This window comes from Streptomyces sp. NPDC043878, from assembly GCF_056435735.1.
Window position 1 is genome coordinate 150,833 of the sequence record NZ_JBWKDW010000020.1, and the last position, 24,788, is coordinate 175,620.

General features: G+C 72.9%; 22 protein-coding genes. 10 read left to right on the top strand and 12 right to left on the bottom strand.

All coding sequences use genetic code 11. The features are described from left to right. Window positions 1–124: 124 nt before the first annotated feature. Window positions 125–346, bottom strand: coding sequence for a hypothetical protein (locus AC07AZ_RS26550; RefSeq protein ID WP_478851944.1), 222 nt, complete (start codon window positions 344–346; stop codon window positions 125–127). A 226-nt stretch (window positions 347–572) separates the two neighbouring features. Here AC07AZ_RS26550 and AC07AZ_RS26555 point away from each other — a divergent pair, with 226 nt between their 5' ends. The 5 genes from AC07AZ_RS26555 to AC07AZ_RS26575 all read left to right on the top strand — a co-directional run bounded on the left by AC07AZ_RS26555 (window position 573) and on the right by AC07AZ_RS26575 (window position 3,867). Then, window positions 573–1,016, top strand: a complete 444-nt coding sequence (locus AC07AZ_RS26555; RefSeq protein WP_478851946.1) for an ATP-binding protein — start codon at window positions 573–575, stop codon at window positions 1,014–1,016. Between the two features lie 230 nt (window positions 1,017–1,246). Next, on the top strand, window positions 1,247–2,104 hold the full coding sequence (locus AC07AZ_RS26560) for a SigB/SigF/SigG family RNA polymerase sigma factor (protein ID WP_478851948.1): 858 nt from the start codon (window positions 1,247–1,249) through the stop codon (window positions 2,102–2,104). 20 nt (window positions 2,105–2,124) lie between these two features. Beyond that, the gene (locus tag AC07AZ_RS26565; RefSeq protein WP_478851950.1) at window positions 2,125–2,358 is read left to right on the top strand and encodes a DUF5133 domain-containing protein; all 234 of its coding nucleotides are present in this window, start codon (window positions 2,125–2,127) and stop codon (window positions 2,356–2,358) included. A gap of 208 nt (window positions 2,359–2,566) precedes the next feature. Further along, entirely contained in the window at window positions 2,567–3,406 is an 840-nt protein-coding gene (locus tag AC07AZ_RS26570) for a DUF1206 domain-containing protein (RefSeq protein ID WP_478851952.1), read from the top strand. Between the two features lie 29 nt (window positions 3,407–3,435). After that, window positions 3,436–3,867, top strand: coding sequence for a hypothetical protein (locus tag AC07AZ_RS26575; protein WP_478851954.1), 432 nt, complete (start codon window positions 3,436–3,438; stop codon window positions 3,865–3,867). A gap of 18 nt (window positions 3,868–3,885) precedes the next feature. On the opposite strand, the gene AC07AZ_RS26580 is transcribed toward AC07AZ_RS26575, so the two are convergent. Both AC07AZ_RS26580 and AC07AZ_RS26585 read right to left on the bottom strand, forming a co-directional pair. After that, on the bottom strand, window positions 3,886–6,102 hold the full coding sequence (locus AC07AZ_RS26580; RefSeq protein ID WP_478851956.1) for an FUSC family protein: 2,217 nt from the start codon (window positions 6,100–6,102) through the stop codon (window positions 3,886–3,888). A 129-nt stretch (window positions 6,103–6,231) separates the two neighbouring features. Beyond that, window positions 6,232–7,608, bottom strand: coding sequence for an NAD(P)/FAD-dependent oxidoreductase (locus AC07AZ_RS26585; RefSeq protein ID WP_478851958.1), 1,377 nt, complete (start codon window positions 7,606–7,608; stop codon window positions 6,232–6,234). Window positions 7,609–7,826: 218 nt separating this feature from the next. On the opposite strand from AC07AZ_RS26585, the gene AC07AZ_RS26590 reads away from it, so the two are divergent. Next, complete coding sequence (locus tag AC07AZ_RS26590; protein ID WP_478851960.1) at window positions 7,827–8,645, top strand: methyltransferase domain-containing protein; 819 nt, start codon at window positions 7,827–7,829, stop codon at window positions 8,643–8,645. A 37-nt stretch (window positions 8,646–8,682) separates the two neighbouring features. Here AC07AZ_RS26590 and AC07AZ_RS26595 read toward each other — a convergent pair whose 3' ends face one another. The 6 genes from AC07AZ_RS26595 to AC07AZ_RS26620 form a co-directional block, all read right to left on the bottom strand. Further along, entirely contained in the window at window positions 8,683–10,440 is a 1,758-nt protein-coding gene (locus AC07AZ_RS26595) for a PP2C family protein-serine/threonine phosphatase (protein ID WP_478851962.1), read from the bottom strand. Next, the gene (locus tag AC07AZ_RS26600) at window positions 10,437–11,495 is read right to left on the bottom strand and encodes a SpoIIE family protein phosphatase (protein WP_478851964.1); all 1,059 of its coding nucleotides are present in this window, start codon (window positions 11,493–11,495) and stop codon (window positions 10,437–10,439) included. Before AC07AZ_RS26600 ends, AC07AZ_RS26595 begins: the two co-directional genes overlap by 4 nt. Further along, a complete protein-coding gene (locus AC07AZ_RS26605) occupies window positions 11,495–11,938 on the bottom strand; it encodes an anti-sigma regulatory factor (RefSeq protein WP_478851966.1) in 444 nt (147 codons plus the stop codon). Before AC07AZ_RS26605 ends, AC07AZ_RS26600 begins: the two co-directional genes overlap by 1 nt. Continuing rightward, the gene (locus tag AC07AZ_RS26610) at window positions 11,935–12,354 is read right to left on the bottom strand and encodes an STAS domain-containing protein (RefSeq protein ID WP_478851968.1); all 420 of its coding nucleotides are present in this window, start codon (window positions 12,352–12,354) and stop codon (window positions 11,935–11,937) included. Before AC07AZ_RS26610 ends, AC07AZ_RS26605 begins: the two co-directional genes overlap by 4 nt. After that, entirely contained in the window at window positions 12,351–13,250 is a 900-nt protein-coding gene (locus tag AC07AZ_RS26615) for an STAS domain-containing protein (RefSeq protein WP_478851971.1), read from the bottom strand. Before AC07AZ_RS26615 ends, AC07AZ_RS26610 begins: the two co-directional genes overlap by 4 nt. A 209-nt stretch (window positions 13,251–13,459) precedes the next feature. Next, window positions 13,460–14,665: a PP2C family protein-serine/threonine phosphatase gene (locus AC07AZ_RS26620; protein ID WP_478851973.1), complete on the bottom strand. Its 1,206-nt coding sequence runs from the start codon at window positions 14,663–14,665 to the stop codon at window positions 13,460–13,462. A gap of 87 nt (window positions 14,666–14,752) precedes the next feature. Between AC07AZ_RS26620 and AC07AZ_RS26625 the strand changes: the two genes are divergently transcribed. Continuing rightward, window positions 14,753–15,226: a MarR family winged helix-turn-helix transcriptional regulator gene (locus AC07AZ_RS26625; RefSeq protein WP_478851976.1), complete on the top strand. Its 474-nt coding sequence runs from the start codon at window positions 14,753–14,755 to the stop codon at window positions 15,224–15,226. Window positions 15,227–15,308: 82 nt separating this feature from the next. Here AC07AZ_RS26625 and AC07AZ_RS26630 read toward each other — a convergent pair whose 3' ends face one another. Then, the gene (locus AC07AZ_RS26630) at window positions 15,309–15,701 is read right to left on the bottom strand and encodes an STAS domain-containing protein (protein WP_478851978.1); all 393 of its coding nucleotides are present in this window, start codon (window positions 15,699–15,701) and stop codon (window positions 15,309–15,311) included. A gap of 362 nt (window positions 15,702–16,063) precedes the next feature. On the opposite strand from AC07AZ_RS26630, the gene AC07AZ_RS26635 reads away from it, so the two are divergent. Beyond that, window positions 16,064–16,390 carry an STAS domain-containing protein gene (locus AC07AZ_RS26635; protein WP_478851980.1) on the top strand — a complete coding sequence of 109 codons (327 nt, stop codon included), beginning with the start codon at window positions 16,064–16,066 and terminating at the stop codon, window positions 16,388–16,390. Window positions 16,391–16,491: 101 nt separating this feature from the next. Here the strand turns inward: AC07AZ_RS26635 and AC07AZ_RS26640 are convergent, their stop codons facing one another. After that, a complete protein-coding gene (locus AC07AZ_RS26640; protein ID WP_478852023.1) occupies window positions 16,492–18,867 on the bottom strand; it encodes a SpoIIE family protein phosphatase in 2,376 nt (791 codons plus the stop codon). A 190-nt stretch (window positions 18,868–19,057) separates the two neighbouring features. Then, window positions 19,058–23,332 carry a HAMP domain-containing protein gene (locus tag AC07AZ_RS26645; RefSeq protein WP_478851982.1) on the bottom strand — a complete coding sequence of 1,425 codons (4,275 nt, stop codon included), beginning with the start codon at window positions 23,330–23,332 and terminating at the stop codon, window positions 19,058–19,060. A 435-nt stretch (window positions 23,333–23,767) separates the two neighbouring features. On the opposite strand from AC07AZ_RS26645, the gene AC07AZ_RS26650 reads away from it, so the two are divergent. Together AC07AZ_RS26650 and AC07AZ_RS26655 are read left to right on the top strand one after the other, a co-directional pair. Next, window positions 23,768–24,139 (top strand): PRC-barrel domain containing protein, encoded by a 372-nt coding sequence (locus tag AC07AZ_RS26650; protein ID WP_478851984.1) that lies wholly within the window; start codon window positions 23,768–23,770, stop codon window positions 24,137–24,139. A 126-nt stretch (window positions 24,140–24,265) separates the two neighbouring features. Further along, window positions 24,266–24,718: an ATP-binding protein gene (locus AC07AZ_RS26655; protein WP_478851985.1), complete on the top strand. Its 453-nt coding sequence runs from the start codon at window positions 24,266–24,268 to the stop codon at window positions 24,716–24,718. Window positions 24,719–24,788 lie beyond the last annotated feature (70 nt).

The window sequence follows — 24,788 nt, forward strand, 5'->3', positions numbered from 1 at the left end:
TGGGTGTTCGGGTTTTGCTTGTGGAGGGGGGGCCCCCCCCTTTTTTTTTGCCGGGCGCGGGCGGGGGAGGTGGGCGGTTTCCCTCCCCGCCCCCCCCGACCCGATCCGGACGAAGGACCCGGTACTAGCCGTCGGCGGCATGCCTGCCCGGGGTCAGGACCTCGTCCAGCACCCGCACCACGGCCTCGTAGGCCAGACTTCGCACGGCCGCGTCACGGGCCTCCGCCGGATCGCCCTGCCGCAGCGATTCGCTTCGCGCCAGCCACTCCAGTTCCTCCTCCCGCGCGCAGGCCCTGGCCCGCTGGATGCGCCGCAACAGTTCGCCCGAGTCCACCACTTCGCTCATGGGATCCCGCCTACCCGCATATCCCTTCCCGATGGCCGGCGCCCGCCCGGGTGAGGAAACGTTTCAACATGCCCGGACAGGTGAGCCGCACAGGGAGGGCCCGCGCGGCCCGCCGGCACGGGACACCTGCCGAGGCGCTCCGGCCGCCGTGTCCGCGCCCGCCCGCCGCCCGGACGCCGTGTCCGCCGGGCCGCTTCCCCCCACCGCCGATCAGGGAGCTGAAGAAATGTGCGATCAGCGCAGGACCGAATCCGCGACCGACTCCTCGGCCGTGGCCCGGTGCGGGTGGCCGGGCCCCTGCAAACCCGCCGACGCGCGCAAGGCCGTGGAACAGGCCGCGGCGGAACGCTGTCGTGCCACCCGCACCCCCTGCGATCCCGACGCCCTCTCGGACGCCCTGCTCGTCGCCTCGGAACTCACCACCAACGCGATCCTGCACGGCGGCGGGGTCACGGACTTCCACGTCGACGTGGTCGGCCCCGGCCTGCGGGTCAGCGTGAGCGACGGCAGCGAGCAACTGCCGGTGGCGGTCGCGCCGGTCGACCGGCAGGGGCGCCGGCGGGCCGGCGGACACGGCTGGCCCATCGTGTGCCGGCTGGCCCGTGACGTGCGGGTGACGGACCTGCCGACCGGCGGCAAGCGGATCACCGCCGTCCTGCCCCTGTCCTGACGCCGTCCGGGCTCCGCTCCCCGCGGGGGCGCGCCGTGCGTATGCACCGGAACATGTTTCGTGGCGAAGCGGAGTTTGCTCCCGCGGGTCACGGGCAGACGCACATTCGTGCTTCGGACCGGAGGCGCCCCAGCGGGAGCAGTGTCGCTGCCCCGGAGGCCCCTCAGGCGATCCGGGCAGCGATCTTCCCGCGGCCAGTCCCTGAAACCACCGTTCAGGAGCGAATCCGCATGCTCATCGACATCTCGACAAGCCATCCCGGCGTACCCGCCGAGCAGGCTCCCCCCACACGGCGCCGGCACGACGACGCCCCCGACACCATGACCCTCTTCACCCGTCTGGCCGCACTCGAGGACGGGCCGGAGCGGGACGCGCTCCGCGACGAACTCGTCACCGCCTGGCTGCCCATGGCCCACCGGATCGCCGGCCGTTTCCGCGACCGCGGTGAGTCCATCGAGGATCTCAAGCAGGTCGCGGCCCTCGGCCTGGTCAAGGCGATCGACCGGTTCGAACCGGAGCGGGGCGCCTTCGAAAGCTATGCCGTCCCCACCATCACCGGCGAGGTCAAGCGGCACTTCCGCGACCGGATGTGGGCGCTCAGGGTGCCCCGCCGCGTGCAGGAGCTGCGCAACAAGGTCCGGATCGCCCGCCGCGAGCTGACCCAGACACCCGGCACGCCCGAGCCTTCTGTCGCGGACATCGCCACCCACACCGGCCTCACCGAAGAAGAGGTCGCGGCCGGCATGGAGGCCCTGGAGAGCTTCAGCACACTGTCGCTGGACGCCGAGCTGTCGGCCGACGACGACGGCTACAGCCTCGCCGACACCCTCGGCGCCTCCGACGCCTCCTTCGACACCGTGGTCGACCGCGAGGCCGCCAAGGAGGGGCTGCGCCGGCTGCCGGAGCGCGAGCGGGCCATCCTCTACATGCGCTTCTTCGAGGACATGACCCAGAGCCGCATCGCCGACCGGCTGGGCATCTCCCAGATGCACGTCTCGCGGCTCATCACCCGCAGCTGCGCCCGGGTCCGGGACGAGGTGCTGGGACAGCGCGGCGGCCGCCGCGACGGCGGACGGCCGGTCGCATGAGGGGCGGGGGAGCGGGACCGATGCTGATGCCCCACCCCGGCTTCCTGCGCCGGCTGGTCGAGGAGTACGAGACGCTGCGGGCCGATGAGGCAGCGCGCGGCATGCGGGCGCCGAGCACCCGTGCGAGGGACCTGGCCTACACGCTGTGCGTGTCGACCGGCACGCGAGAGGTCGGCCAGGCCCTGGAGGCGGCCCGCGATCTGATCGAGGCGCCCACCGTCCCCGCCCGGGAGACCGCGCCGCTGGCCGACTGAGCGGCTCACGGCCGGCCCCGCACCGGGGCGACCGAGCGCGGTGAGCAGCGGTGTGCCCGCGGGCAGGCGATCACGCAGGACCGATCGCCCGCCCGCGGGCACACCGCTGCCCTGCGCCGGCGCGCGCGCCGGCCGGCGGCGGGAGCGGGCCCCGACGTGCCGTGTGTGTGTCCCCGAACCCGGGGCATCAGCTCTCCGGGAGGCAGACATGAACACGCAAACCAGGGCGCGGACCGGCCGGGGCCGGGCTCAGAGAGCGGCGAACGGTTCGGTCACGGAGGGCGCGGCACGGGCGGGATTCACCGCGCGGGGCGTGATCTACCTGTTGGTCGGAGTGCTCGCCCTGCAGATCGGCTTCGGGGTGGGCAAGCACGAGGCGGACCGCAGTGGTGCCCTCGCCGAGATATCGGACAAGCCCTTCGGCGCCGTCCTGCTGTGGGCCCTCGGCATCGGACTCGCCGGCATGGCCCTGTGGCGCCTGTCGCAGGTCTTCTTCGGCGCCGACGGACCCGAGGGCCGCAAGCCGCAGAAGCGGCTGCTGGCCGGCGTCCGGTGCGTCTTCTACGCCTTCGTCGCCTACTCGGTGCTGTCCTTCGCGGCCAGCCCCAGCAAGGGCGGCGGTGGTTCCAGTGACGAGCAGTCCCGGGACGTGACCGCGAGGGCCATGGAGATGCCCGCCGGACAGTGGCTGGTGGGCGCCGCGGGCGTCGGCGTCGTCGTGGCCGGCATCTGGATCGGCGTCCAGGCGGTGCGCCGCAAGTACCACGACAAGCTCAAGCTCGGTGAGATGAGCCCGCGGACGCGGCGGCTGGTCGACGTGACCGGGGTGGGCGGCGGCGTGGCCCGCGGAGCGGTGTTCGCCGCGGCCGGCGTCTTCGCGGTGCGCGCCGCGATCGACTACGAACCCGACAAGGCCAAGGGCATGGACGACACGCTCCGGTCCTTCGCCGGCACCCCGCTGGGACCGTGGCTGCTGGTGTGTGTCGCGGCCGGTCTGGTGCTGTTCGGTCTGTTCTCTTTCGCCATGGCACGCTGGCGCCGGGTCTGAACCGGCCGTAGGCGGGGAACCCGGAGCGGATGAACGAATTCGAGCTTCCGTCCGACGGCCGGCCCGTGGACCTGTATCTCGACCTTCTGCGTCTGCGCATGGACACCGACGACTACCGGCTTCTGCTCACGGTCGTCGAACCGGTCCTGCGGGCGATCGACGAGCACCAGCTGCCCGCGCTGGACTTCGCCCTGGGGGAGGAGGACGGCGACGGGCTGCCCCAGGAGGTCCGCGACGAGGCCGCTCTCGTCATCGCCACCGCGGTGACGGGGCGGCTGGACAACGAGGTGATCGAGCTCGACATCGACGAGACCGGCCCGATCAGGGTGGTCACCGACGCGGCGACCGCCTCCGATCCGGAGCGCCTCGGCGAGATAGCCGACTACATCCGCGAACGCCACCGCACGAACGAGGAACTGCGGGGCATCGCCGAGGTGAGCGACCTGCCCACCGACCTCTGAGCGCGGCGGGCACCGCGCTCATCCCCGCGGTGGCGGCGCCACCGGCACGTCCAGCGGCCGGGCCAGACCGGCCGCCGACTCGTCGAGGCGCTGCAGATGGCGCAGCACCCGGTGGGTGATCCGCCCGTGCCCGGTCGTGCCCCGGCCGTCCGGTTCCAGGAGCGAGGCGATGTTCGGCCCGGTCTCGATCCGGGCGTCCGCCTGGTCGTCGGCCACCCGCGCCGCGATCGCCCTGATGTTGTGCAGGATGCGCTGTCCGGCCGGACGCAGCCGGGGGTCCGCCGCGATCGAGGGCTTGCTCGGCAGCAGCTCGGCCGTCGCGGCCAGCGCCCGCGCGTGGTACGCGCAGGTCTCCAGCAGAGCCACCACATAGCGGGCGTTGGTGCGCCGGGCCCGCAGCGGAGTGACCGGATGCGTGAGCGGCTGGATGGCGGCACGCAGGTCGGCCAGCGACTGGTCGAGGTCCCGCGCCTTTTCGAGCAGGTCGACCGCGGGGCCGCCGCTGAGCTGGTCCACGGCCCCCTCGGTGACGTCGGCGAGCCGGTCGAGGACGGTCACGAGGAGATCGTTGGTACGGCGGTCGGTGTGCACCGGCAGCACGAACGCGGCCGCCACGATCCCGCAGGCCGCGCCCAGCGCCGTCTCCTCCACCCGCAGCACGAGCACCGACAGGCTGTAGGTGTGCAGCAGGGTGTAGAGCAGCCCGAGGGCCGCCGTGACGAAGAACGACATCAGCGTGTACGACAGCGGCGCCGAGTAGAACATCGCGAAGACCAGCAGCAGCACCAGCGCGAACGCCGTCCACGTGTGCTGCCCGACCAGTCCCGCCAGCACGATGCCGGCCACCACGCCGAACACGGTGCCCAGCAGCCGACGGTAGCCCTTGACCAGGATCTCGCCCGTCGACGCCGTGTTGATGAACACGATCCAGCAGGTCAGCACCGCCCAGTACCAGCGCTGGCTGGAAAGGAACTCACCGCCGACCATGGCCAGCGCGGAGCCGACCGCGACCTGGACGGCGGCGCGCGTGGTGGGCCGGTCCAGACCGGCCTCCTCCTCGTCCGGCGTGCTCTCCTCACCGGCGTCGATGGCCGCGTCCTCGGCGTCGAGCTCCTCGCGTGACCGGGCGGTCGCGGGGGTGTCGTCCGACTCGTCCTGCGGCCCGTCCAGGGCGAGGCGCAGTCCGAGGACCGCGCGGGCCAGCTCGCCGATCCCGCGGAAGACGTCCTGGACGGCGCCCGGGGCGGGCGGCAGGTTCTCCGCGTCGCGGTAGCCCAGGAGCCGGTTGCGCACATGGGACAGCGCGGTTCCCGCGTCCTGGCCCACCGGCCGCAGCACCAGCAGGCGCAGTGCCCCGAGATCCCGGCGCAGCGTCTCCGTCGCCTCGTCCCGCACGGGCAGCCGGTTCCCCGAGGGGGCGGGCGCGCCCGGCAGGTGCAGGGTGAGGGTGTCGGCCCCCCGGGCGCTGCGCGCGCTCAGCAGCAGCAGGCCCAGCCGCTCGGCGGCGATCTCCGCGTCCGCGATGCGCCGCTGCACGAGCCGTGCCGTGGCCTCGTCGGCGGTCCCCTCCTCCAGCCGGCCCTGGATCAGCATGGCCGTCTCGTGCAGCCGGGCGGTGCCGTTGCGGACGTCCTTGAGGGCGTCGTCCACGTCGTCCGGGCCGGCGTCGAGGAGATCGAGCTGCGCGGACACCAGTTGGGCCAGCCGGGCGCGGAAGGCCTCGCGCAGCCGGTCCAGGATGCCCGTGGGTGTCTCCCGTACGAGCACGAACCGGGTGAGCGCGCTGCTCAGGAAGGCGACGCCGATCGCGCCGTACAGCCGGGGCAGTCCCGACACCCCGGCGCCCACGAACAGCGCCATGAAGTAGATCTGAAAGCCGATCAGGCCGAGGGCCGTGCCCCGCTCGCCGAACCTGCGGGCGTACACCGCGCAGAAGATGAGGGCGACGAAGAACAGGTCACCGGCGAGGACACGGGAGTTGAGCAGCGCGGCCAGCGTCACCGAGGCGAACGCCACCGGCAGGCCGAGCGCCAGGGTCACGGCCTGCCGGGCGCGCTGCTTCTCCCGGATGGCGAAGGTGGCGACCATCGCCGCGATGGCCCCCGCCACGAGGTGGGAGACGTCGGCCCGCAGCAGGGAGAGCACGGCCAGCGTGAGGGCGATGGCGGTCACGGTCCGCAGTCCCGCGGTCAGCCGCAGGAAGCCCGGATCGGACGCCGCGAGGGCGTCGCGCATCCGTGCCCAGACCGATCGTCCCGCTTCCTTCACGCCGCCGTACTCACTCCCGCTTCACGTCATGATCCCTGTCCAGCATGGCACGGGGTGGTTCGGCGTGATCACCCGCCCTCGTGCTCGGCCGGGGCCTCAGGGCTGCGGCGAGCGGCTCTCCTCGACGCGGGCCCGCACCTGGTCCGGCGTCAGATACGAGTCGGTGTACTCGAAGTCCCGGAGTTTGGCGGGCTTGCGGGCCTGGAAACCGGTCCGGACGAAATCGTCCCCGGCGACCGCGTTGAGCATCCAGTTCGTCAGGACCCGGGTCTTGGCGACGTTGGTGCGCAGCGCCGACCAGTGGTAGCCGCGGGCCACGGCCTGGGCGGGCAGACCGCGCAGTTCGATGCCGAGCGGCTTGGACACGGCGTCCTTGCCGCCCAGGTCGACGACCAGGCCCAGGTCCTTGTGGACGTACGGCTCCAGCGGGCGGCCGCGCAGCGCCGCGATGACGTTGTCGGCGACGTGCCGGCCCTGGCGCATGGCGTGCTGCGCGGTGGGCGGGCAGACCGCGCCCTCCTGGTTCTTGGCCTTGTCGGGCACCGCGGCCGCGTCACCGAGCGCGAACACGCCGTCGTGGCCGGGCAGGTTCATCTCGGCGGAGACCGCGAGGCGCCCCTTGACGGTCTCGGCGCCGAGCGTGGCGATGAGCGGGCTCGCGACGACGCCGGCGGTCCAGATCAGGGTGTGCGTCGGCACCACCCGCCCGTCGGTGAAGGTCACCTCCTCGGGGCCGGCCTTCGCGATGGAGACGCCGAGCGAGATCTCGATGCCGCGCCTGCGCAGGACCTCCTGCGCGCTGCGGCCGAGCTTGTCGCCCAGTTCGGGCATCAGCTTCGGGGCGACGTCGATGAGATGCCACTTGATCAGACTCGGGTCGAGCCTCGGGTAGCGCTTCACCGCGGCGTGCGTGAGGCGCTGGAGGCACGCGGCCGTCTCGGTGCCCGCGTAGCCGCCGCCGACCACCACGAACTGCAGGCGCGCGGCCCGCTCCGCCTCGTTCTGGCTGGCGTCGGCGAGGTCGAGCTGCGAGATGACGTGGTCGCGGATGTAGGCGGCCTCGGCGAGCGTCTTCATACCGAACGCGTGGTCGGTGAGCCCCGGGATGTCGAAGGTGCGGGTGATGCTGCCGGGGGCCAGCACGATGTAGTCGTAGGGCTCGTTGACGATCTCGTCGGTGATGGTGCGGATGACGCAGACCTTCGCCTTCAGGTCCACACCGACGGCGCCGCCGGGAATGATGCGGGTGCGGTACTTCTTGCTGCGGCGCAGCGAGACGGCGATCGACTGCGGCGTCAGCACGCCGGAGGCCACCTGGGGCAGCAGCGGAAGGTAGAGCTGGTAGGCGAACGGCGTCACCAGCGTGACGTCGGCCTCGCCGGGGGAGAGTTTGCGTTCCAGACGTCGGACGCAGTCCACTCCGGCGAAGCCTGCGCCAACCACCAGGATCCTGGGTCGTGTCACGGTGTTCATCCCTTTCTGCGGCTCCAGGCGGTCTGCCTCGAACGACATTCGCCTGCCCGTGGATCGCCGCTTCGCACCTCGTCGATCCCACCGCGCCGCCGGCCGTCCCGCCGGTGGCGTGCGGCAGGCAGACGAACCCGTCGACCACCACCATGCCCGTCCGGCGGCCGAAACGCACCGGGGCACCTCCGATCGCGTCCCGGCTGCCGCGCTCTAGAGTGCTCGGCATGGGGGAGACAGAGCCCGCTTCGGGATTCCGTAAGCAGAACATCGCCGCCGACCGGGTACCGCAGTTGGTGGCCGCCCTGGACGCCCAGGAAGCCAACGTGGGCGTACGGCGGCTCCGCGCGTGGGCGCACGACGCGCTGACCGTCCGCCCGGGTGACCGGACACTGGACATCGGCTGCGGGACCGGCTCGGAGACCCGGGCGCTGGCGGACGCGGCCGGCCCGCGGGGCACGGCGCTCGGCGTCGAGCCCAACCCGGGCCTGCGCGCCGTCGCCGAGGAACGCGCCGCCCGGGCCGACAGTGCGGCCCGCTTCACCGACGGCGACGCCTACGCGCTGCCCGCCGACGACGCGTCGGTGGACGTGGTGTGGTGCGAACGGGTGTTGCAGCACCTGTCGGAGCCGGACCGGGCGGTGGCGGAGATACGACGCGTCCTGCGTCCCGGTGGCCGGGTGGCGCTCCTCGACACCGACTGGGCCACCGCGATCCTGTATCCGGGTGAGCCGGAGGTCGTGGCCGCGCTGTTCTCCGGAACGCTCACCGGGGCGGCCAACCCCCACTCCGGGCGGCGGCTCGTCGGCCAGCTGAGCGCGGCCGGGCTGGTGGTCGACGACCGGGGCGCGCAGGCCCTGCTCCAGGACCACCGCTCGGTGGCCTGGCCCCTGGTGCGCATGCTGGGGGAGTCGGCCGTGCGCCGCGGCCTGCTGACCGAGGCGCAGCGGGACCGCGCCTACGACGATCTGGCCGCGGCGGCGGAACGGGGGGCGCTGCACATGTCCGTGACGATGTTCGGGGTCGTCGCCCACCTCCCGCGCTGAGGACCCGCGCCCGGGGTCCGGGTGCGTGCGCGCCGCGTCAGAAGGAGGCGGCCCCGGTCGGGGCGGGCGCCGGCTTCGTCGCCCCGGAGTGGATGTGGCACAGCAGCAGGCACACGTCGTCGTCGCGCTCGGAATCGCTCAGCAGCGGGTGCAGGAGCCGGTCGGCCGAGCCGTCGAGGTCCTCGTCCAGTTCCGCCGAGCGGAACGAGCCGAGCGCCCCGGCCAGCCGCCGGATACCCGGGTCTATGCCCTGCGCGCGCCGCTCGACCAGCCCGTCCGTGTACAGCGCCAGCGTCGAACCCGGCGCCAGGCGCACGGTGTGGTCGGTGATCTCCTGCTGGAGCGGGATGCCGAGCATCGCGCCGGGCTTGGCGTCCAGCGTGTGCACCTGACCGTCCGGGGTGCGCAGCACCGGCGGGGGATGACCGGCCGCCGCCCAGGTCAGCGTGGGGTCCTCGGGGTGGAAACGGGCGATGACGGCGGTGGCGTACAGATCGGGCTGCAGATGGTGCAGGAACACGTGCAGCCGGGTGAGCAGCCGGCCGGGGCTGCCGCCGTCGACCGCGTACGCGCGCAGCGCGGTGCGCAGTTGGCTCATCATCACAGCCGCGTGCAGCCCGTGCCCGGTGACGTCGCCGATGACGGTGATCAGGCTGCCGTCGGGCTGACGGAACGCGTCGTACCAGTCGCCGCCGATGTTCAGCCCGTGGGTGGCCGGCAGATAACGGGCGGCCAGACGCAGGCCCGGCGTGGTGGGCAGGTCCGTGAGGAGGGCGCGCTGCAGCGTCTCGGCGATGTCGCGGTTGTGCTCGAAACGCCGCGCGTTGTCGATGGCGATACTGGCCCGCCGGGTCAGTTCGATCAGCATGACGGCGTCGTCCGGGTCCCAGCTGCCACCGGGCGGTGACAGCGTCAGCACCCCCAGCGGGGTGCGCCGGGTCGGCAGCGGCACGTACAGCAGGGGTGGGCCGGGGTCCGGCGCCGACGGAGGGTGGTCGTCCACGCCGGGCAGGCCGCCGGGGTGGTCGGCCGCGTACTGCGGACGCCCGGTGCGGGCCGCCCGTACGGCGGCCGCCGGGTGGGGGGAGGCGCGGCGCTCGTCGTCCCCGTCGAACAGCCACACGTCGACGCTGCGGGCGTACTCGGGAACCAGCAGCTCCGGGAGCAGGCGCACGATCTCGTCGTGGTTGAGGGAGCTGGTCAGCGCGGCGCTCGCGTCCGCCAGGAACGTCAGCCGCCTGCGGGCGCTCTCCGCCTCCTTGCGGGCCGCGTGCTCGGCGGCGAACGCCTCCCGCTGGGCCCGCCCGGCCGCGTCCAGGTCGGCGTGCAGGGCCAGCACGCCCTGGTTCGTCTGGTGCAGCTCCTCGCGGTGGAAGGCGACCAGCTCCTCCTGCACGGTCAGTCGCGCCAGCACCTCGGCGGTGTCCTCGTCGGCGCCGAGCAGGGCCTCCGCCAGGACGTCCGGGTCGGCCGCCACCGTGTCGCCGGGCGCGGTGGACGGCGCCTCGGGGCAGCCGACGGTCGTCCGCCACGGGGGTACGGAGCCGGTGCCGGTGCCGGCCGCGGGGCTCACCACGGCGGTCAGCAGCGCCTCCCCCTCGGGTGACGCGGTGGTCTCCAGCGTGAGCAGCCAGGTGCCGCCCTTGGTGAGGCACTGCCGCAGGTGCGCGCTGAGCGCGGTGGCCAGGCGGGTGCGTTCCAGGGCGGGCACGCCGTACGCGGCGGCCAGGCGGGCGGTGGCGATGCGCGCCCGGGCCGCCTCGGTGACGCTGGTGATCTGCCAGGTGCGGGTCATGGGCGGTCCGGCGGGGTCGGGGCCAGGACGGCCACGGCGGTGTCGTCGCGCACGGGCCCGGCCGGACTGCTGGTGTCGCGGACCGTCACGGCGGCGAGCACGGCCGGGTCGGCGGACAGCAGACAGGGGTCGGACGGCGGGATCCAGCGGCTGGGGAGGCCGTCGCTGTGCAGGATCAGCAGCCGGTCCCCGGCCCACCGGCCCTGTTCCTCGCGCAGGGTCGTGGGGCGGTGCACGCCCACTATCCCGGGCTGCGACAACAGGGCACGCCAGGTGCCGTCCTCGTGCAGCCGGGCCCCGATGTTGCCGACACCGGCGAACCGCAGGACCCCCGCGTCCAGCTCGACCTGGGCCAGCGCGACCGCCGCGCCCCGGGTGCCGCGCAGCGCCCGGTCCAGGTCCCGCAGGGCCTCGCCGGGCGGGAGGTGGGCCGAGCGGCGCAGCGCCTCCACCGCGGCCGTCGACGCGCGGGCCGCCTCGGGTCCGTGCCCCAGCCCGTCGGCGAGCATCAGCGTCACCCGGTCCTGCGACCGCACGCAGGCCCAGGCGTCACCCGAGTACTCGGCCCCGGCGAACGGGATGTTGATCCCGCCGGCCCGTACCGCGGCGGCCGGGGCGGGGGCGCCGCGCCGGCCCGTCTCGCCGACCCGGGCCAGGGCCACCGTCCCGCGGCCGGGGGCGCTGTGCAGCTCGAAGTCGTCGGCGACCCGTCGGCAGGTGCCCAGGCCCGCGCCGAGCGAGCGCGCCGTGGAGAAACCGTCGCGCAGCGCGGTGGCCACGTCGGCCATGCCCCGGCCGTGGTCGACCGCGGCGATCTGCACGCACGAGCCCGCGCCCCGGCCGTCCGCGGGCTCCGGCGGGGTCACGACCTCGACGAGGAGATGGCCGCCGCCGGCGTGCTGGAGCAGGTTGGTGGCCAGCTCGGCCGCCACCAGGCCGGCCGCCGTGACGCGCGCCTCGCCGAGCCCGGCGAGGCCGGCGGCGGCCTCCGCGGCCACCCTGGCGTCGCGCACCCGGGTCGAGTCGTGGACGGGGACGTCCCACACGCGGGGCATCAGCGCTCCTCCCGGGGGGCCGGTGGCGCGGCCGTCCAGGAGGTCACCGTGACGGTCGTACCCGATCCGGGGGTGCTGTCGATCGTGAACTCGTGCACGAGACGCCGTGCTCCGCCCAGGCCGAGGCCGAGGCCGCCGCCCGAGGTGTAGCCGTCGCTGAGGGCCCGGTCCACGTCGACGATGCCCGGTCCCCGGTCGGTGAAGGCCAGGCGCAGGCCGTGCGCGCGCCCGTCGTCCACCCGTGCCGCCTGCATCAGACCGCCGCCGCCGTGCACCAGGGTGTTGCGGGCCAGTTCGCTGGCCGCGGTCACCAGCTTCGTCTGTTCCACCAGGCCGAAGCCGAGCTGGGCGGCAGCCTGCCGCACGTGCTGGCGCACCCAGACCAGATCCGTGTCCGAACGGATCGGCAGGCGGGCATCGACGCCCGCGGAGGTGTGCGTCACGGACTCTCCTGGCGGTGGCCGCCGGAGCGGGACGACGGGGCGGGCCGGGTGAGGAGCTCCATGGCCGCCTCGGCGTTGAGCGCGGTCCGCAGGCCGGGCAGCGTCAGGCCCAGCTCCACCAGGGTGATGGCGACCGCCGGCCGCATCCCGGCCACCACGGTCCGCGCGGCCAGCAGCGAGGACTGCGCGGCGATCTCGGCGAGGACCCGCCCCAGGAAGGAGTCGACCATCTCGATGCCCGAGATGTCGATGACCACGCCGCTGACCCGGCTGCTCGCGATGGTCTCGCTCAGGTCCTGCTGGAGCCGCTGCGCGGTGTTGTCGTACAGGTCCCCCTGGAGGGTGACCAGGAGGATGTCACCGAGCCTGAGAACCGGCACCGGTCCCGCGGTGGGGAGCGTGGAGTGGTCGTTCACCGTGGTCCCGCACCGCCGGGCGCCGCGCTGACGATGTTCGCGCCCAGCTGGTGCAGCGCGTACGCCAGGGCGTCCGCCAGGCTCGCCCGGGTCACCACCGTGCCCAGGTCCAGGCCGAGATGGACGATGGTCTGCGCGATCGCCGGGCGGATGCCGGAGACGACGCACTCCGCGCCCATCAGCCGGGCGGCCGCGACGGTCTTCATCAGGTGCTGGGCCACCAGCGAGTCGACCGTCGGCACACCGGTGATGTCGAGGATGGCGAAGCGGGCGTGCTGGTCGACGACGGCTTCGAGGAGTGTCTCCATCACGACCTGGCTGCGCGCGCTGTCCAGGGTGCCGATCAGCGGGACGGCCACGATGCCGTCCCAGAGCCTGATGACCGGCGTCGCCACTTCGAGCAGCTGGAGCTGCTGCCGCTCGATGAGGGCGTGCCCCTCACTCAGCGCGGTGTCCAGGACGACCAGGCGCAGGGTGCCGAGCAGCACGGTGAGAGCCGTCACGCACTCCCTCACCAGCTCGGCCGGGGCGTCGGGCAGTTCGGCGACGAGCAGGTCCAGTGCCGGCGGGCGCAGGGTGTCCACGTCGTTGGAGACCTGGGCGGTGGTGAAGCCGGCCCGCGAGCGGGCCGCGCCCATCCGCGTCAACTGGTCGCGGACGACGGTGAATCCGCCGGCGTCGGGGTCCTGCACCCGGCCCTCGTCGGCGACCTGGGCCAGCGCGTCGACGACGACCCTGCCGGCGTCCACGGCCTCGTCGCGCGAGACGGTGAACACCGAGCGGAACAGCGGCTCGTCGGCCCACCGCTGGGCGATCTGCTCACGGCGGCGGCGCAGGAACGCGCCGACCTCCTGCGTCGGCGCCCCTTGCTGGCCTGCCACTTCGCGCTCCGGCAACTGCCCCACTCCTCATTCGCGTTGCGTAGCACCGAGCCCGCTTCAGCAACGAGACGGCGATGAAACCCTTGCCGGACGACAACTCTAACCGTGGCCCGACCTCGTCCGGCACCGTCCGTGGGATCTGCCACGGTCGGGTAGGAGGCCGTCACGGGCGGTCGGTCCGACAACCGCCGTTCGACCCGGGGCCAGGTCGTTCCGGACCCGGACTAGGGGACGCCGGACGAGCCCGCGGGCTGCTTCCCGAACCAGTCGAGACAGACCACGAGCGCGTCGTCGTCGGGCTCCAGGCCCCCGCGGGTGCCGCCCAGCTCGCGCAGGACGGCCGCGGGTGCCTCCGCCGCCGGCAGCAGGCTGGTCGAGGTGACCGCCCGGGCCAGCGCACGCTCGCCGGGCTGGTCACCGCCCTCCGGCGAGGCCGCCGCGCAGACGCCGTCACTCACGAGGACGAGCCGGTCGCCGGGCTCCAGAGCGAAGTCCTGGGCGACGTAGTCGGTCTCCTCGAACATGCCCAGCGGCACCTGCGCGTCGAAGTCGACGGTCGCCACCGTACGGTCGCGCAGGCGCAGCATCTTCGGGGAGCCCGCGTCGACCACCTGCATGCGCCCGGTGGGCAGTTCGACGTCCACCAGCAGAGCGGAGAGATACGCCTCGCCGCCGTAGCGGGTGTGGATCGCCTGGTCGGCGAGCGCCGCCTGGTCCACGAGGGGGATGTCGGCCCGGCGCGCGTTGCGCAGGGCGTTGACACCGAGGTTCGCCAGCAGCGACGCCTCGACGTCCTCACCCATGCCGTTGGCCAGGTACAGCGTCAGACGGTCGCCGGAGGCGGACCAGTCGAAGCTGTCACCGAAGATCGCGTAGGCCGGCTCCAGCTGGGCGCCCACGGCGTACTCGGGCCGGGCGGAGGAGCGGGCCCGGAGCAGCTGCCACTGCATCTCGGCCGCCAGCGTGAGCCGGTCGGCGCGCCGGGCCCGCTGGTACAGGTCGGTGTCGCGTTCGGCGACCACCACCTCGTGGCCCAGCACCTGTGCCACCTCGGCGAGTTCCACGAGCTCCGCCTCGGCCGACCCGGCGGTGGGGAACGTCACGGACAGCACGCCGAGCCGGTCACCGCGCACGGTGACCGGCAGATGGACGCACACCCGGCCGCCGTCGAGTTCCTCGACGAACGGCTCCTGCGCGCCGAACGCCCGGCCGGCCGCGCTCGCGTGCACGGGCAGCGGCCGCGCGGGCACGTCTCCGGCGCCGTCCACGGGCTGCAGCACGGTGAGCGCGTAGTCGGCCAGGCGGAACTCCACGGCCTTCGCCGCGTACTGACTGCACAACACGTCCCGGACCGCCTGGGACAGCTGGTCCGGGGCCGCGGAACGCAGGGCGCGCTCCGCGGCGACGAGTCTCTCGGTGATCTCCGTCACATCCTTCCGTGTGGTCCGGTGGTGCGGCTGCCGCGTCGTCGTTCCCGGCGAACTGACAGCTCCCGGCAAGCCTGCGAGAGTGTCCCCGTGACGTCCTCCACTCCACGCCCCCGACCTCCCGAGGTGGCGCGTGTCACGTCACACGCGGCCGAGCTGCTGGAGGTGCTGTGGGGCCGGGCCTCGACGGCGCCGGTCTCGCCCTCCCAGCTGCGCGTCCTGTTCATCCTGGAGCACAACGGGGGCATCAACCTGCGCACGCTCGCCGACGCGCTGGGCTCCACGCCGCCCTCGACGAGCCGCCTGTGCGACCGCCTCCAGGCCGTGGGCTTCGTGGAGCGCAGGGCCGCCCTCAGCCGCCGGGAACTCCAGCTGCACCTGAGCCGCCGCGGCGAGAGCTTCCTGGTGGGCCTGCGCTCCCGGCGCGAGACCGCGCTCCAGTCGGTGCTGGAGCAGATGCCGGCCACACAGCGCTCGGCGCTGCTGCGCGGTCTGGAGGCGTTCTGCGCCGCGGCCGCCGCACAGATCCACGACGACGACACGTACGACGCCCGGACCGCGTGACGCCCGGCACGTACCGGGGCGCGGCGGGGCCCCCGTGCGTGGGGCCGTCCGCCGCGTGGTCCTCCACCGCCGGCCCGCCCGGTCAGACTTCCTGCCCTTCGGGCGTCGCCGGCATACGGTCGACCAGGGCGAGCGCGTCCTCGACGCTGTCCGACACCGGGACCGTGATGCTGACACCGGTGAGGTCGAGTATCCGGCGTACGGCGGGCGTGGGCGCGATGATGTGCACGCTGCCCGGCAGGCCCCGCGCCTCCTGGTAGACCCGCAGGATGATGTTCATGCCGGACGAGTCCATGAAGGGGACACCGGACAGGTCGAGCAGGAAGTGCCGCCGGCCGTGGTGGAGCTGGTTGGCGAGGTGGTGCTGGAACTCCGTCGCCGTGTCGACGTCCAGGTAGCCCTCGACCGTGACCTGGGCCACGTCCTCCCGCGGCAGGGTGACCTCGACGGACAGTGGGTTCTGGGCAATGGACACGAGTACCTCCACAAATGCTGACGGCCAGGGCTGGTCACCCCTGCGGGCGACTTCGATGCACACGGGTTCCGGCGGTGATCCGTGATCAAGCTCTCGACGGTTCCCACCACCGGCGGGCGGCGGGAGGCCCCACCCCCGCGACCTCGCGGCGCGCCGCGGACAGCGGTCTCATCTCGTCCCCTCCTTCCAGGTGCCGGGCGGTGTCTTTCACCACGGACCCGCGTTTACCCCCGAATCGGCACGGCATGCACGGCCCGGCCGAGTCCGGGACGTTCGACCCGGCGGCACCCGTGTGACACGGTGGGGGAGCGCGACCGGCCCGGAACCGGGCCACCGAGCCCCACAGAGAGGGGGCCACAACGATGGGTGTTCACGTCCTGCTGTGCCCGGACGGCACCGCCGCGACGATGACGGTCCACACCGACATCGACGACCAGACCCGGCCGGACCTCCAGTCCGCCGCCGACGCACTGCCGGCCACCGTCCGCGACCTCACCCTCGACCTCGGACCCGTCGTCTTCGCGGACAGCGCGGTCCTGCACCTCATCGGCAGCATGCGGCGGTCGGTGGAACGCAACGGCGGGCGGCTGCGGGTGGCCGGCCTCGCCCCCCACTCCCGCAGACTGCTCCAGCTCGCCGGCGACCTGTGGCCGCAGGCGCGCTGGGACGAGTACCTGCGGGCCTGCTGACCCGCAGGCGCCGGGCCCTGGCGGTCCGAACGCCGCACCGGCCCCGGGCCCGGCCCCGTGAGACCGTGCCCGAGCGGCCGGGCCGGAGCCCGGGAGCGGACCTACGTGACGCGGATGCCCACGATGCACGTGTCGTCGTCCGTGTCCGACTTGCTGTAGGTGAGCAGTCGGTCCAACTGGTGGTCCAGAGACTTCGGGGCGCTGCGCGCGGTGGCCAGCAGATGCGTCAGCGACTCCTCGACGGAGCGGTCACGGCGCTCGATCAGTCCGTCGGTGTACATCAGCAGGGTGTCCTCGGGGGCCAGTTGGACCTCGTCCTCCTCGTACACCGCGTCGGGCACGGCACCCAGCAGCATTCCCTTGACCAGCGGCAGCGCCGACGCCTCCGAGCCCCGCACCAGGACCGGCGGGAGATGACCGGCCCGGGCCCAGCGCAGGGTGCGCCGGTCGGGGTCGTACAGACCGCAGGCCGCCGTGGCGGTGACCGCGCCCGTCAGATGGTGGGCCACGATGTTCAGCCACGACAGGAGCTGCCCCGGCCCGGCGCCGGTCACCGCCAGCCCGCGCAGCGCGTTGCGGAGCACCACCATGCTGGTCGCGGCCTCTATGCCGTGGCCCGCCACGTCACCGACGCACAGCAGCACGGACCGGGTCGGCAGGACGACGGCGTCGTACCAGTCGCCGCCCACGAGCTGCTCGGTCTCCGCCGGCCGGTAACGGACGGCCACCTGGAGACTGGGCACCCGCAACGGCGCCTGCGTCGGCGGCATGATCGCGTGCTGCAACTGGAGCGTGAGCCGGTCGCGCTCGGCCGACTGCTGTTCGCTGTGCGCGAGTTGGTCCCGGGTGGCGGCCAGGGCCACCTCGGTCCAGTGCTGGGAGGAGATGTCCTGGTAGGCGCCCCGGATCACGAACAGCCGGTCGTCGGTGTCCAGGACCGGCTCGGCGACGACCCGGATGTGCCGGGTGACCCCGTCGGGCCGCTGGAGCCGGAACGCCGCGGAGGCCGGCCGACGATGGTGCAGCAGGGTGCGCAGGAACCGGCGGATGGCGACGGCGTCGTCCGGATGGGCGTGCGCGGGCAGCTCCTCCAGCGGCACCGGGGTGCTGGACGGCGAGCGGCCGTACAGGTCGAAGAGCTGATCGTTCCAGGTGATCTCGCTGGTCAGCAGGTTCTCCTCGAAACCGCCGATCCGCCCCAGGCGCTGGGCGTGCTGCAGCAGGCTGGCGAGCCGCGCCGTCTCGTCCTCGATGCGCCACAGCAGCAGCACGCTCGAACCGTGCCGGCTGATGCTGATGTCCGCGACCGCCGACAGCGCCACCTGGTCGACCAGCGCGGTGAGGTTCATCCGCCGGGCCCGGAACGGCTCCCCGGTGGCGTACACCCGCTCGACCTGCTGGAACAGCTCACTCTCCCCGGCGGCCATCGGGTAGGTCTCCAACAGCAGCGCGCCGTTGACGACCGCCCGGGGCCGGCCCGCCGGGTCGAGGAAGCGGTTGTTGACGTGCTGGATGCGGAAGTCGACGAGGTTGCCGAATTCGTCGACGTGCGGCACCAGCACCAGGGCCGGGTCGTGCAGCCCGTCCGCCAGGTCCATCAGCTCCGCCGCGTCCGGCAGGATGCGGGACTCCGGCGCGGACTCGTCGCGCAGCGTGGACGTCTCCAGGGTGTGCGCGCACAGTTCGGCCAGGGCCTCCACCTGCCGGACCACCTGCGGCGGCTGCCGCTCCAGCGGCCCCGCCCAGACGATCTCCAGGACACCGTGTATGCGTCCGCCGGTGCCGGCGGGCAGGGCGGCGCGACCGCCGTCCGGATTGCGTTGCCGGCCGATGCTGGGCAGGCCGGTCGCCGACAGCGAGGTGTGCCACTGCCCGGTGCGCTCGCTCAGGCAGCGGCGCGCCACCGTCGCCACGTCCGGCGGCACATAGCGCCAGCGCTCCGCCTCGGCCGGCGAGAAGCCGGCGCTGCCCGCCAGCGTGAGGGAGCCGTCGGAGCCCGCCGACCAGACGGCCACGGCCACCGCGCCGAGCGGCCGCAGCGCCTGCTCCAGCAGGGAGTCGGCCACGGCCTGGGCGTCGTTGGCCGCCAGCGCGCCGCTCTCGGCCGCCCGCAGCCGTACGGCCACGGACTCGTCCGCCGGATCGCCCTCGCCCTCGGCGGCCGCCAGGAAGGCGTCGGTCACCTCGGACATCCGGTCCCGGGCGGCCTGGTTGATGACCTCGACCGCGAACTCCAGCGGTGTCACGTTGGCCTGCTCGGTCAGCTCGGCCAGCTGCCGTGCGGCCTGCGCCGGACCGCACTGCAGCCGCTCGACCAGGATGCCCTTGGCGAGTTCGATCAGGGCCCGTCCCTCGGCCTCCGCCTGGGCCGCCCGCACCTCGCGGCGCAGCCGTTCGACGGTGGCCGCGAGCCGGCCCACGGACGTGTTCCGGGCCGCCGGGTCGTCGTCGGGCCCGTCGGTGCCCGCCGCCCTCACGGCGGCGGAGTCGGCGCGTGTCCCGCCGCCGGGGGAGTCCCCGGCCGACAGGGATCGTGCCTCACCGTCGGCGGTGTCGCTCGGATGGTCGGAGTTGCTCACAGTGCGAAGGCTCCTCGGCTGGAAGACCCTGGGGCGCGGACGAGGGGACAGCTGGCCGCCCCGGTGTGCGGGGCGGGAACCGGCGTCCTCATGCGGGCAGCCAGCGCTGGACGCAGGCGATCAGGTCCTGGGTGTCGACGGGCTTGGTGACGTAGTCGCTGGCGCCCGAGGCGAGGGACTTCTCCCGGTCCCCGGGCATCGCCTTCGCGGTCACGGCGATGATGGGCAGATCGGCGTACGGCGCCATCTTGCGGATCTCGGCCGTGGCCGTGTACCCGTCCATCTCCGGCATCATCACGTCCATCAGCACCAGGGCGATGTCCGGATGGTTGACCAGCGTCTCGATGCCCTTGCGGCCGTTGTCGGCGTGCAGCACCCGGAACCCGTGGAGTTCGAGGATCCCGCTGAGCGCGAACAGGTTGCGCGCGTCGTCGTCGACGACCAGCACGGTCTGGCCGGGCGAGACGTCCGCCGACAGCTGCGTCAACTGGTGCGCTTCCTCGGCGCGGACCAGGGTCAGCACGTCTCCGGGCTCCTCGGCCGACAGGTGCAGGGCGATGCGCTCACGCAGTTCGTCGAGGCTGGAGAGGAACTCCAGCGACCCGCCCTCGGAGCCGGACTTCAGCGACTCCTCCAGCGCCAGGTCCGCGCGGTGCCCGCTGTGCACCAGTACGGGGACGCTCGCCAGCGCCGAGTCGCCCTGAAGCGCCCGCAGGAAGCGGGACGCCTCACCGTCCGGCATGCCCAGTTCCAGGACCACGCAGTGGCAGGGCTCGGCGGCCAGGGCGCCCGCGGCCTCGTTGGCGCCGACGGCGGTGATGATGTCGACCGCGGCTGCCGCGCTCTGGTCGGCGCGGCCGTGCGTCACGTCCGCGACCACGCTCTCGGCGACGAGGGTCAGCAGGCCGCGGGGGCGCTCCTCCACGACCAGCAGCCGGCGCGGACGCTGCCCCGAGGGCACCACGGTGCCGATGAGGGGCTGCGGCGTGCTCGCGTCCTCGTCGGGCAGGTCGGCGGGCGCCCGCTCCAGGGACCGGCCGGCGCTCAGCAGGTCCTCGAAGTCGGGGCGGGCCACCGGCAGGAAGAGCGTGAAGGTGCTGCCCTGACCCGGCGTGCTGTCCACCGTGACGGCGCCGCCGAGCAGATGGGCGATCTCCCGCGTGATGGACAGGCCCAGTCCGGTGCCGCCGTACTTGCGGCTGGTCGTGCCGTCCGCCTGCTGGAAGGCGCCGAAGATCGTCTCCAGCTGCTGTTCCGGGATGCCGATACCGGTGTCCTGCACCCGGAAGGCCACGATGGTGCCGCCCCGCATGACACCGCGGGGCACCTCGTCGTCGGCCGCCGGCTCGACCCGCAGCTCCACACTGCCCTGCTCGGTGAACTTCACCGCGTTGGACAGCAGGTTGCGCAGGACCTGGCGCAGCCGCGAGTCGTCGGTGAGCAGGTCACCCGGTGCGCCGGGGGCGGTGGTCACGGTGAAGTCCAGGCTCTTCTGCGTCGTCATCGGCCGGAAGGTGGCCTCGACGTACTCGATGAGCTGCCGCAGCGGCACCCGCTCCGGCGTGACGTCCATCTTGCCCGCCTCGACCTTCGACAGGTCCAGGATGTCGTTGATCAGCTGGAGCAGGTCGGAGCCGGCCGAGTGGATGATGCCCGCGTACTCGACCTGCTTGGGGGACAGGTTGCGCGAGGGGTTCTGGGCGAGCAGCTGCGCGAGGATGAGCAGGCTGTTGAGCGGCGTGCGCAGCTCGTGGCTCATGTTCGCGAGGAACTCCGACTTGTACTTCGAGGCCAGCGACAACTGCTGGGCGCGGGCCTCCAGTTCCTGACGGGCCTGCTCGATCTGCAGGTTCTTCGCCTCGATGTCGCGGTTCTGCGCCACCAGCAGCGAGGCCTTCTCCTCCAGTTCGGCGTTGGAGTGCTGCAACTCCTCCTGCTGCGACTGCAACTCCGCGGAACGCGCCTGGAGTTCGGCGGTCAGGCGCTGCGACTCGTCCAGCAGCTCGTCGGTCCTGGCGTTGGCCACGATGGTGTTGACGTTGACGCCGATGGTCTCCATCAGCTGCTCCAGGAAGTCCTGGTGCGTCTGGGTGAAGGCGGTGACCGAGGCCAGCTCGATGACACCGAGGACCTGGCCCTCCACCACGATGGGCAGCAGCACGAGCGCGGTCGGCGCCACGTGGCCGAGGCCCGAGGAGATGGTCACGTAGTCGGCCGGCAGTTCGTCGACGCTGATGATGCGCCGGCTGCGGGCCGCCTGGCCGACCAGGGTGCGGCCGAAGGGGATGCGGGTGGGCCGGGTGTCGTCGTCGGGGTAGCCGTAGGAGCCGACGAGCCTCAGTTCGGGGCGGCCGGCGCCGTCCTCGGCGAGGTAGAAGGCGCCGTACTGGGCCGACACCAGGGGCACCAGCTCGTCCATGATCAGCTCGGCGACCACGGGCAGGTCGCGGTGGCCCTGCATCAGGCTGGAGATCCGGGCGAGGTTCGTCTTGAGCCAGTCCTGCTCCTGGTTGGCCCGGGTGGTCTCGCGCAGGGACCCCACCATGGAGTTGATGTTGTACTTGAGCTCGGCGACCTCGCCGGACGCCTCCACGGTGATCGAGCGGGTCAGGTCGCCCTCGGCGACGGCGCTGGCCACCTCGGCGATCGCGCGCACCTGCCGGGTCAGGTTGCCCGCCAGCTCGTTGACGTTCTCGGTCAGGCGCTTCCAGGTGCCCGAGACGCCCTCGACCTCGGCCTGCCCGCCGAGGCGTCCCTCGGTGCCCACCTCGCGGGCCACGCGGGTGACCTCGTCGGCGAACGCGGACAGCTGGTCGACCATCGTGTTGATCGTCGTCTTCAGTTCGAGGATCTCGCCGCGGGCGTCGACGTCGATCTTCTTCGACAGGTCGCCCTTGGCCACGGCGGTCGTCACCAGCGCGATGTTGCGCACCTGGCCGGTGAGGTTGTTCGCCATGGAGTTGACGTTGTCGGTGAGGTCCTTCCAGGTGCCCGCCACGTTCGGCACGTGGGCCTGTCCGCCGAGGCGTCCCTCGGTGCCGACCTCGCGGGCGACGCGGGTGACCTCGTCGGCGAACGCGGAGAGCGTGTCGACCATGGTGTTGATGACGTCCGCCAGGGCCGCGACCTCGCCCTTGGCCTCGACCGTGATCTTCTGCGAGAGGTCGCCCCGGGCCACCGCGGTGGCGACCTGGGCGATCGAACGCACCTGACCGGTCAGGTTGGACGCCATCACGTTGACGTTGTCCGTGAGGTCCTTCCAGGTGCCGGAGACGCCCCGGACCTGGGCCTGTCCGCCGAGGTTGCCGGCGGTGCCTACCTCGCGGGCGACGCGGGTGACCTCGTCGGCGAAGGCGGACAGCTGGTCGACCATCGTGTTCAGGGTGTTCTTGAGCTCGAGGATCTCGCCGCGGGCGTCGACGGTGATCTTCTGGGAGAGGTCGCCCTCCGCGACCGCGGTCGCCACCTGGGCGATCTTGCGGACCTGGGAGGTGAGGTTGCCCGCCATGAAGTTCACCGAGTCGGTGAGGTCGCGCCAGGTGCCCTTGACGCCCTTGACGTCGGCCTGTCCGCCGAGTCGTCCCTCGGTGCCGACCTCGCGGGCGACGCGGGTGACCTCGTCGGCGAAGGCGGACAGCTGGTCGACCATCGTGTTGATGGTGTTCTTGAGTTCCAGGATCTCGCCGCGGGCGTCGACGGTGATCTTCTGGGAGAGGTCGCCCTGGGCGACGGCCGTCGTCACCTGGGCGATGTTGCGGACCTGGCCGGTCAGGTTGCCCGCCATCCCGTTCACGGAGTCCGTGAGGTCGCGCCAGACACCGGCGACGCCCGGCACCTGTGCCTGTCCGCCCAGCTGCCCCTCGCTGCCTACCTCGCGGGCGACGCGGGTGACCTCGTCGGCGAAGGCGGACAGCTGGTCGACCATCGTGTTGACGGTCTCCTTCAGCTGGAGGATCTCGCCGCGGGCCGGGACGTCGATCTTCTGGGAGAGGTCGCCCTTGGCCACGGCGGTCGTCACCAGCGCGATGTTGCGCACCTGGCCGGTGAGGTTGTTCGCCATGGCGTTGACGGAGTCGGTGAGGTCGGCCCAGGTGCCGGAGACCCCCGGAACCTCCGCCTGTCCGCCGAGGGTCCCCTCGGTGCCCACCTCGCGGGCCACGCGGGTGACCTCGGAGGTGAACACGGACAGCTGGTCGACCATGCCGTTGAACACTTTGCCGATGTCGCCCATGAGGCCGTCGGCGTCGTCCGGGAGCCGTGTGCCGAAGTCCCCGTCGCGCACGGCCGTCAGTCCCGCCAGGAGCCGCCTGAGCTCCTGGTCCCCAGGGACCGCATCGGTGACCTCGGTGGTGTTGCTGGCCATGCGCACCCTCGTTCCGCTCCCCAGGAGTCCCCTGGCGAGGACTCGGAACCACGCGGGGCCCCTGACCGGCCCCGCACAAGCCGTGTATGCATTTCCGCAGTTCACGGATCTGCGCGATGAGAAATACGCCGCAGGCTAACCCACCCGGCATCCCCCCGACAAAGCGTCGCACCGGCTCACGGGTTCCACCGTTCCACCCGCCGCGAATCGTGCATGGTGTCGGGAAAGGAGGGTATCCGCAATCGCTTTCCCCCATGGTGGCGGGCCCTGACGGTGTCCGGAAGGGGCCGGGGTGCGGACCGGCGCGCGGTGTGGCGGAGAAACCTTCCGAATGCGACCGCGGGAGTCGGGTAACTGGGCTGTGGAGCACCAGGGGGCGCGCAGGGTCCGCCCCCGGGCTCATGGTCGTCACCCGACCGAGGAGAAGGGAGCAGTGTGACCACTGACAGAATCTGGTCCTACGCGCCGGAGAGCGCCCATGCCGAGGGGCTGGACCTCACGGGTTTCACCGTGACGGCGCCCGACGGTGACATCGGGCACGTGGACCGCCAGGCCGACCACTTCGGCATGCGGCACCTCGTCGTCGACACCGGCGTGTGGATCTTCGGCCGGAGCGTGCTGGTCCCGGTCGGTGTCGTCACCGGCGTCGACGTCGAGAACGCGGCGATCGCCCTGGCCTGCACCAGGGCGGAGGTGAAGGCGGCCCCCCGTTTCCACACCGACAGCGAGACCATGGATCCCGCCTACCTGTCCGGCGTCGGCGACTATTATCATCGGCTGCCGCCGCGTGAGACGACCACCGCGTGACCTGGGACGCAGGACCGCTCCACGCGAGCGGGGAAGGCAGTGTGCGGTGAGAGGAACCAGCCCGACCCCCGTCGTCGACGACGGCCTCGGCCCGGGGACGGAGGCGCCGTCGGCAGTGACGTCCGGGTGACGGGCGCCGACCGCGCCACGGACAGGGTGGCGACGGGGGCCCGGGTGACGACGGCGGCGATGGCCCGCGCGCTGGCCCGCGGCCTGGTGCGAGAGCAGTGGGAATCCTCCTCCCGCACGGCGCGGGAGGAGGACGTCATCGACCTGCTGCTCGTCGTCTCGGAACTGGTGGCGAACGCCATCCGGCACGGGGACGGGCTGGCAGGCTTCGACATCTCGCTCACGCCCGGGGGTGTCCGGCTGGCCGTCGGCGACAACAGCGGTGTCGTCCCGCAGGTCGCCTTCGGTTCCGGCGCCCTGCCCAGCGGCCACCACGGCAGCGGCTACGGCTGGCCGCTCATCATCCGGCTGGCCCGCGAGATCGCGATCGACACGCATCCGGGGGGCGGCAAGACGATTCACGTGACCGTGCCTCTGCGCGAGACCCCGGGACACCCCGGCCCGGAGTAGCCCGAGGACCCGGGACGTCAGGTCTGAGAGTCCCGGTCCCGCCCGTTCCGGGAGGCTCGGGAGGCCCGGG

What these genes read in the sequence shown, in the direction of transcription:
- AC07AZ_RS26550 (WP_478851944.1), bottom strand. Translation starts at nt 346, where the DNA reads ATGAGCGAAGTGGTGGACTCGGGCGAACTGTTGCGGCGCATCCAGCGG.
- AC07AZ_RS26555 (WP_478851946.1), top strand. Translation starts at nt 573, where the DNA reads ATGTGCGATCAGCGCAGGACCGAATCCGCGACCGACTCCTCGGCCGTG.
- AC07AZ_RS26560 (WP_478851948.1), top strand. Translation starts at nt 1,247, where the DNA reads ATGCTCATCGACATCTCGACAAGCCATCCCGGCGTACCCGCCGAGCAG.
- AC07AZ_RS26565 (WP_478851950.1), top strand. Translation starts at nt 2,125, where the DNA reads ATGCTGATGCCCCACCCCGGCTTCCTGCGCCGGCTGGTCGAGGAGTAC.
- AC07AZ_RS26570 (WP_478851952.1), top strand. Translation starts at nt 2,567, where the DNA reads ATGAACACGCAAACCAGGGCGCGGACCGGCCGGGGCCGGGCTCAGAGA.
- AC07AZ_RS26575 (WP_478851954.1), top strand. Translation starts at nt 3,436, where the DNA reads ATGAACGAATTCGAGCTTCCGTCCGACGGCCGGCCCGTGGACCTGTAT.
- AC07AZ_RS26580 (WP_478851956.1), bottom strand. Translation starts at nt 6,102, where the DNA reads ATGCGCGACGCCCTCGCGGCGTCCGATCCGGGCTTCCTGCGGCTGACC.
- AC07AZ_RS26585 (WP_478851958.1), bottom strand. Translation starts at nt 7,608, where the DNA reads ATGAACACCGTGACACGACCCAGGATCCTGGTGGTTGGCGCAGGCTTC.
- AC07AZ_RS26590 (WP_478851960.1), top strand. Translation starts at nt 7,827, where the DNA reads ATGGGGGAGACAGAGCCCGCTTCGGGATTCCGTAAGCAGAACATCGCC.
- AC07AZ_RS26595 (WP_478851962.1), bottom strand. Translation starts at nt 10,440, where the DNA reads ATGACCCGCACCTGGCAGATCACCAGCGTCACCGAGGCGGCCCGGGCG.
- AC07AZ_RS26600 (WP_478851964.1), bottom strand. Translation starts at nt 11,495, where the DNA reads ATGCCCCGCGTGTGGGACGTCCCCGTCCACGACTCGACCCGGGTGCGC.
- AC07AZ_RS26635 (WP_478851980.1), top strand. Translation starts at nt 16,064, where the DNA reads ATGGGTGTTCACGTCCTGCTGTGCCCGGACGGCACCGCCGCGACGATG.
- AC07AZ_RS26645 (WP_478851982.1), bottom strand. Translation starts at nt 23,332, where the DNA reads ATGGCCAGCAACACCACCGAGGTCACCGATGCGGTCCCTGGGGACCAG.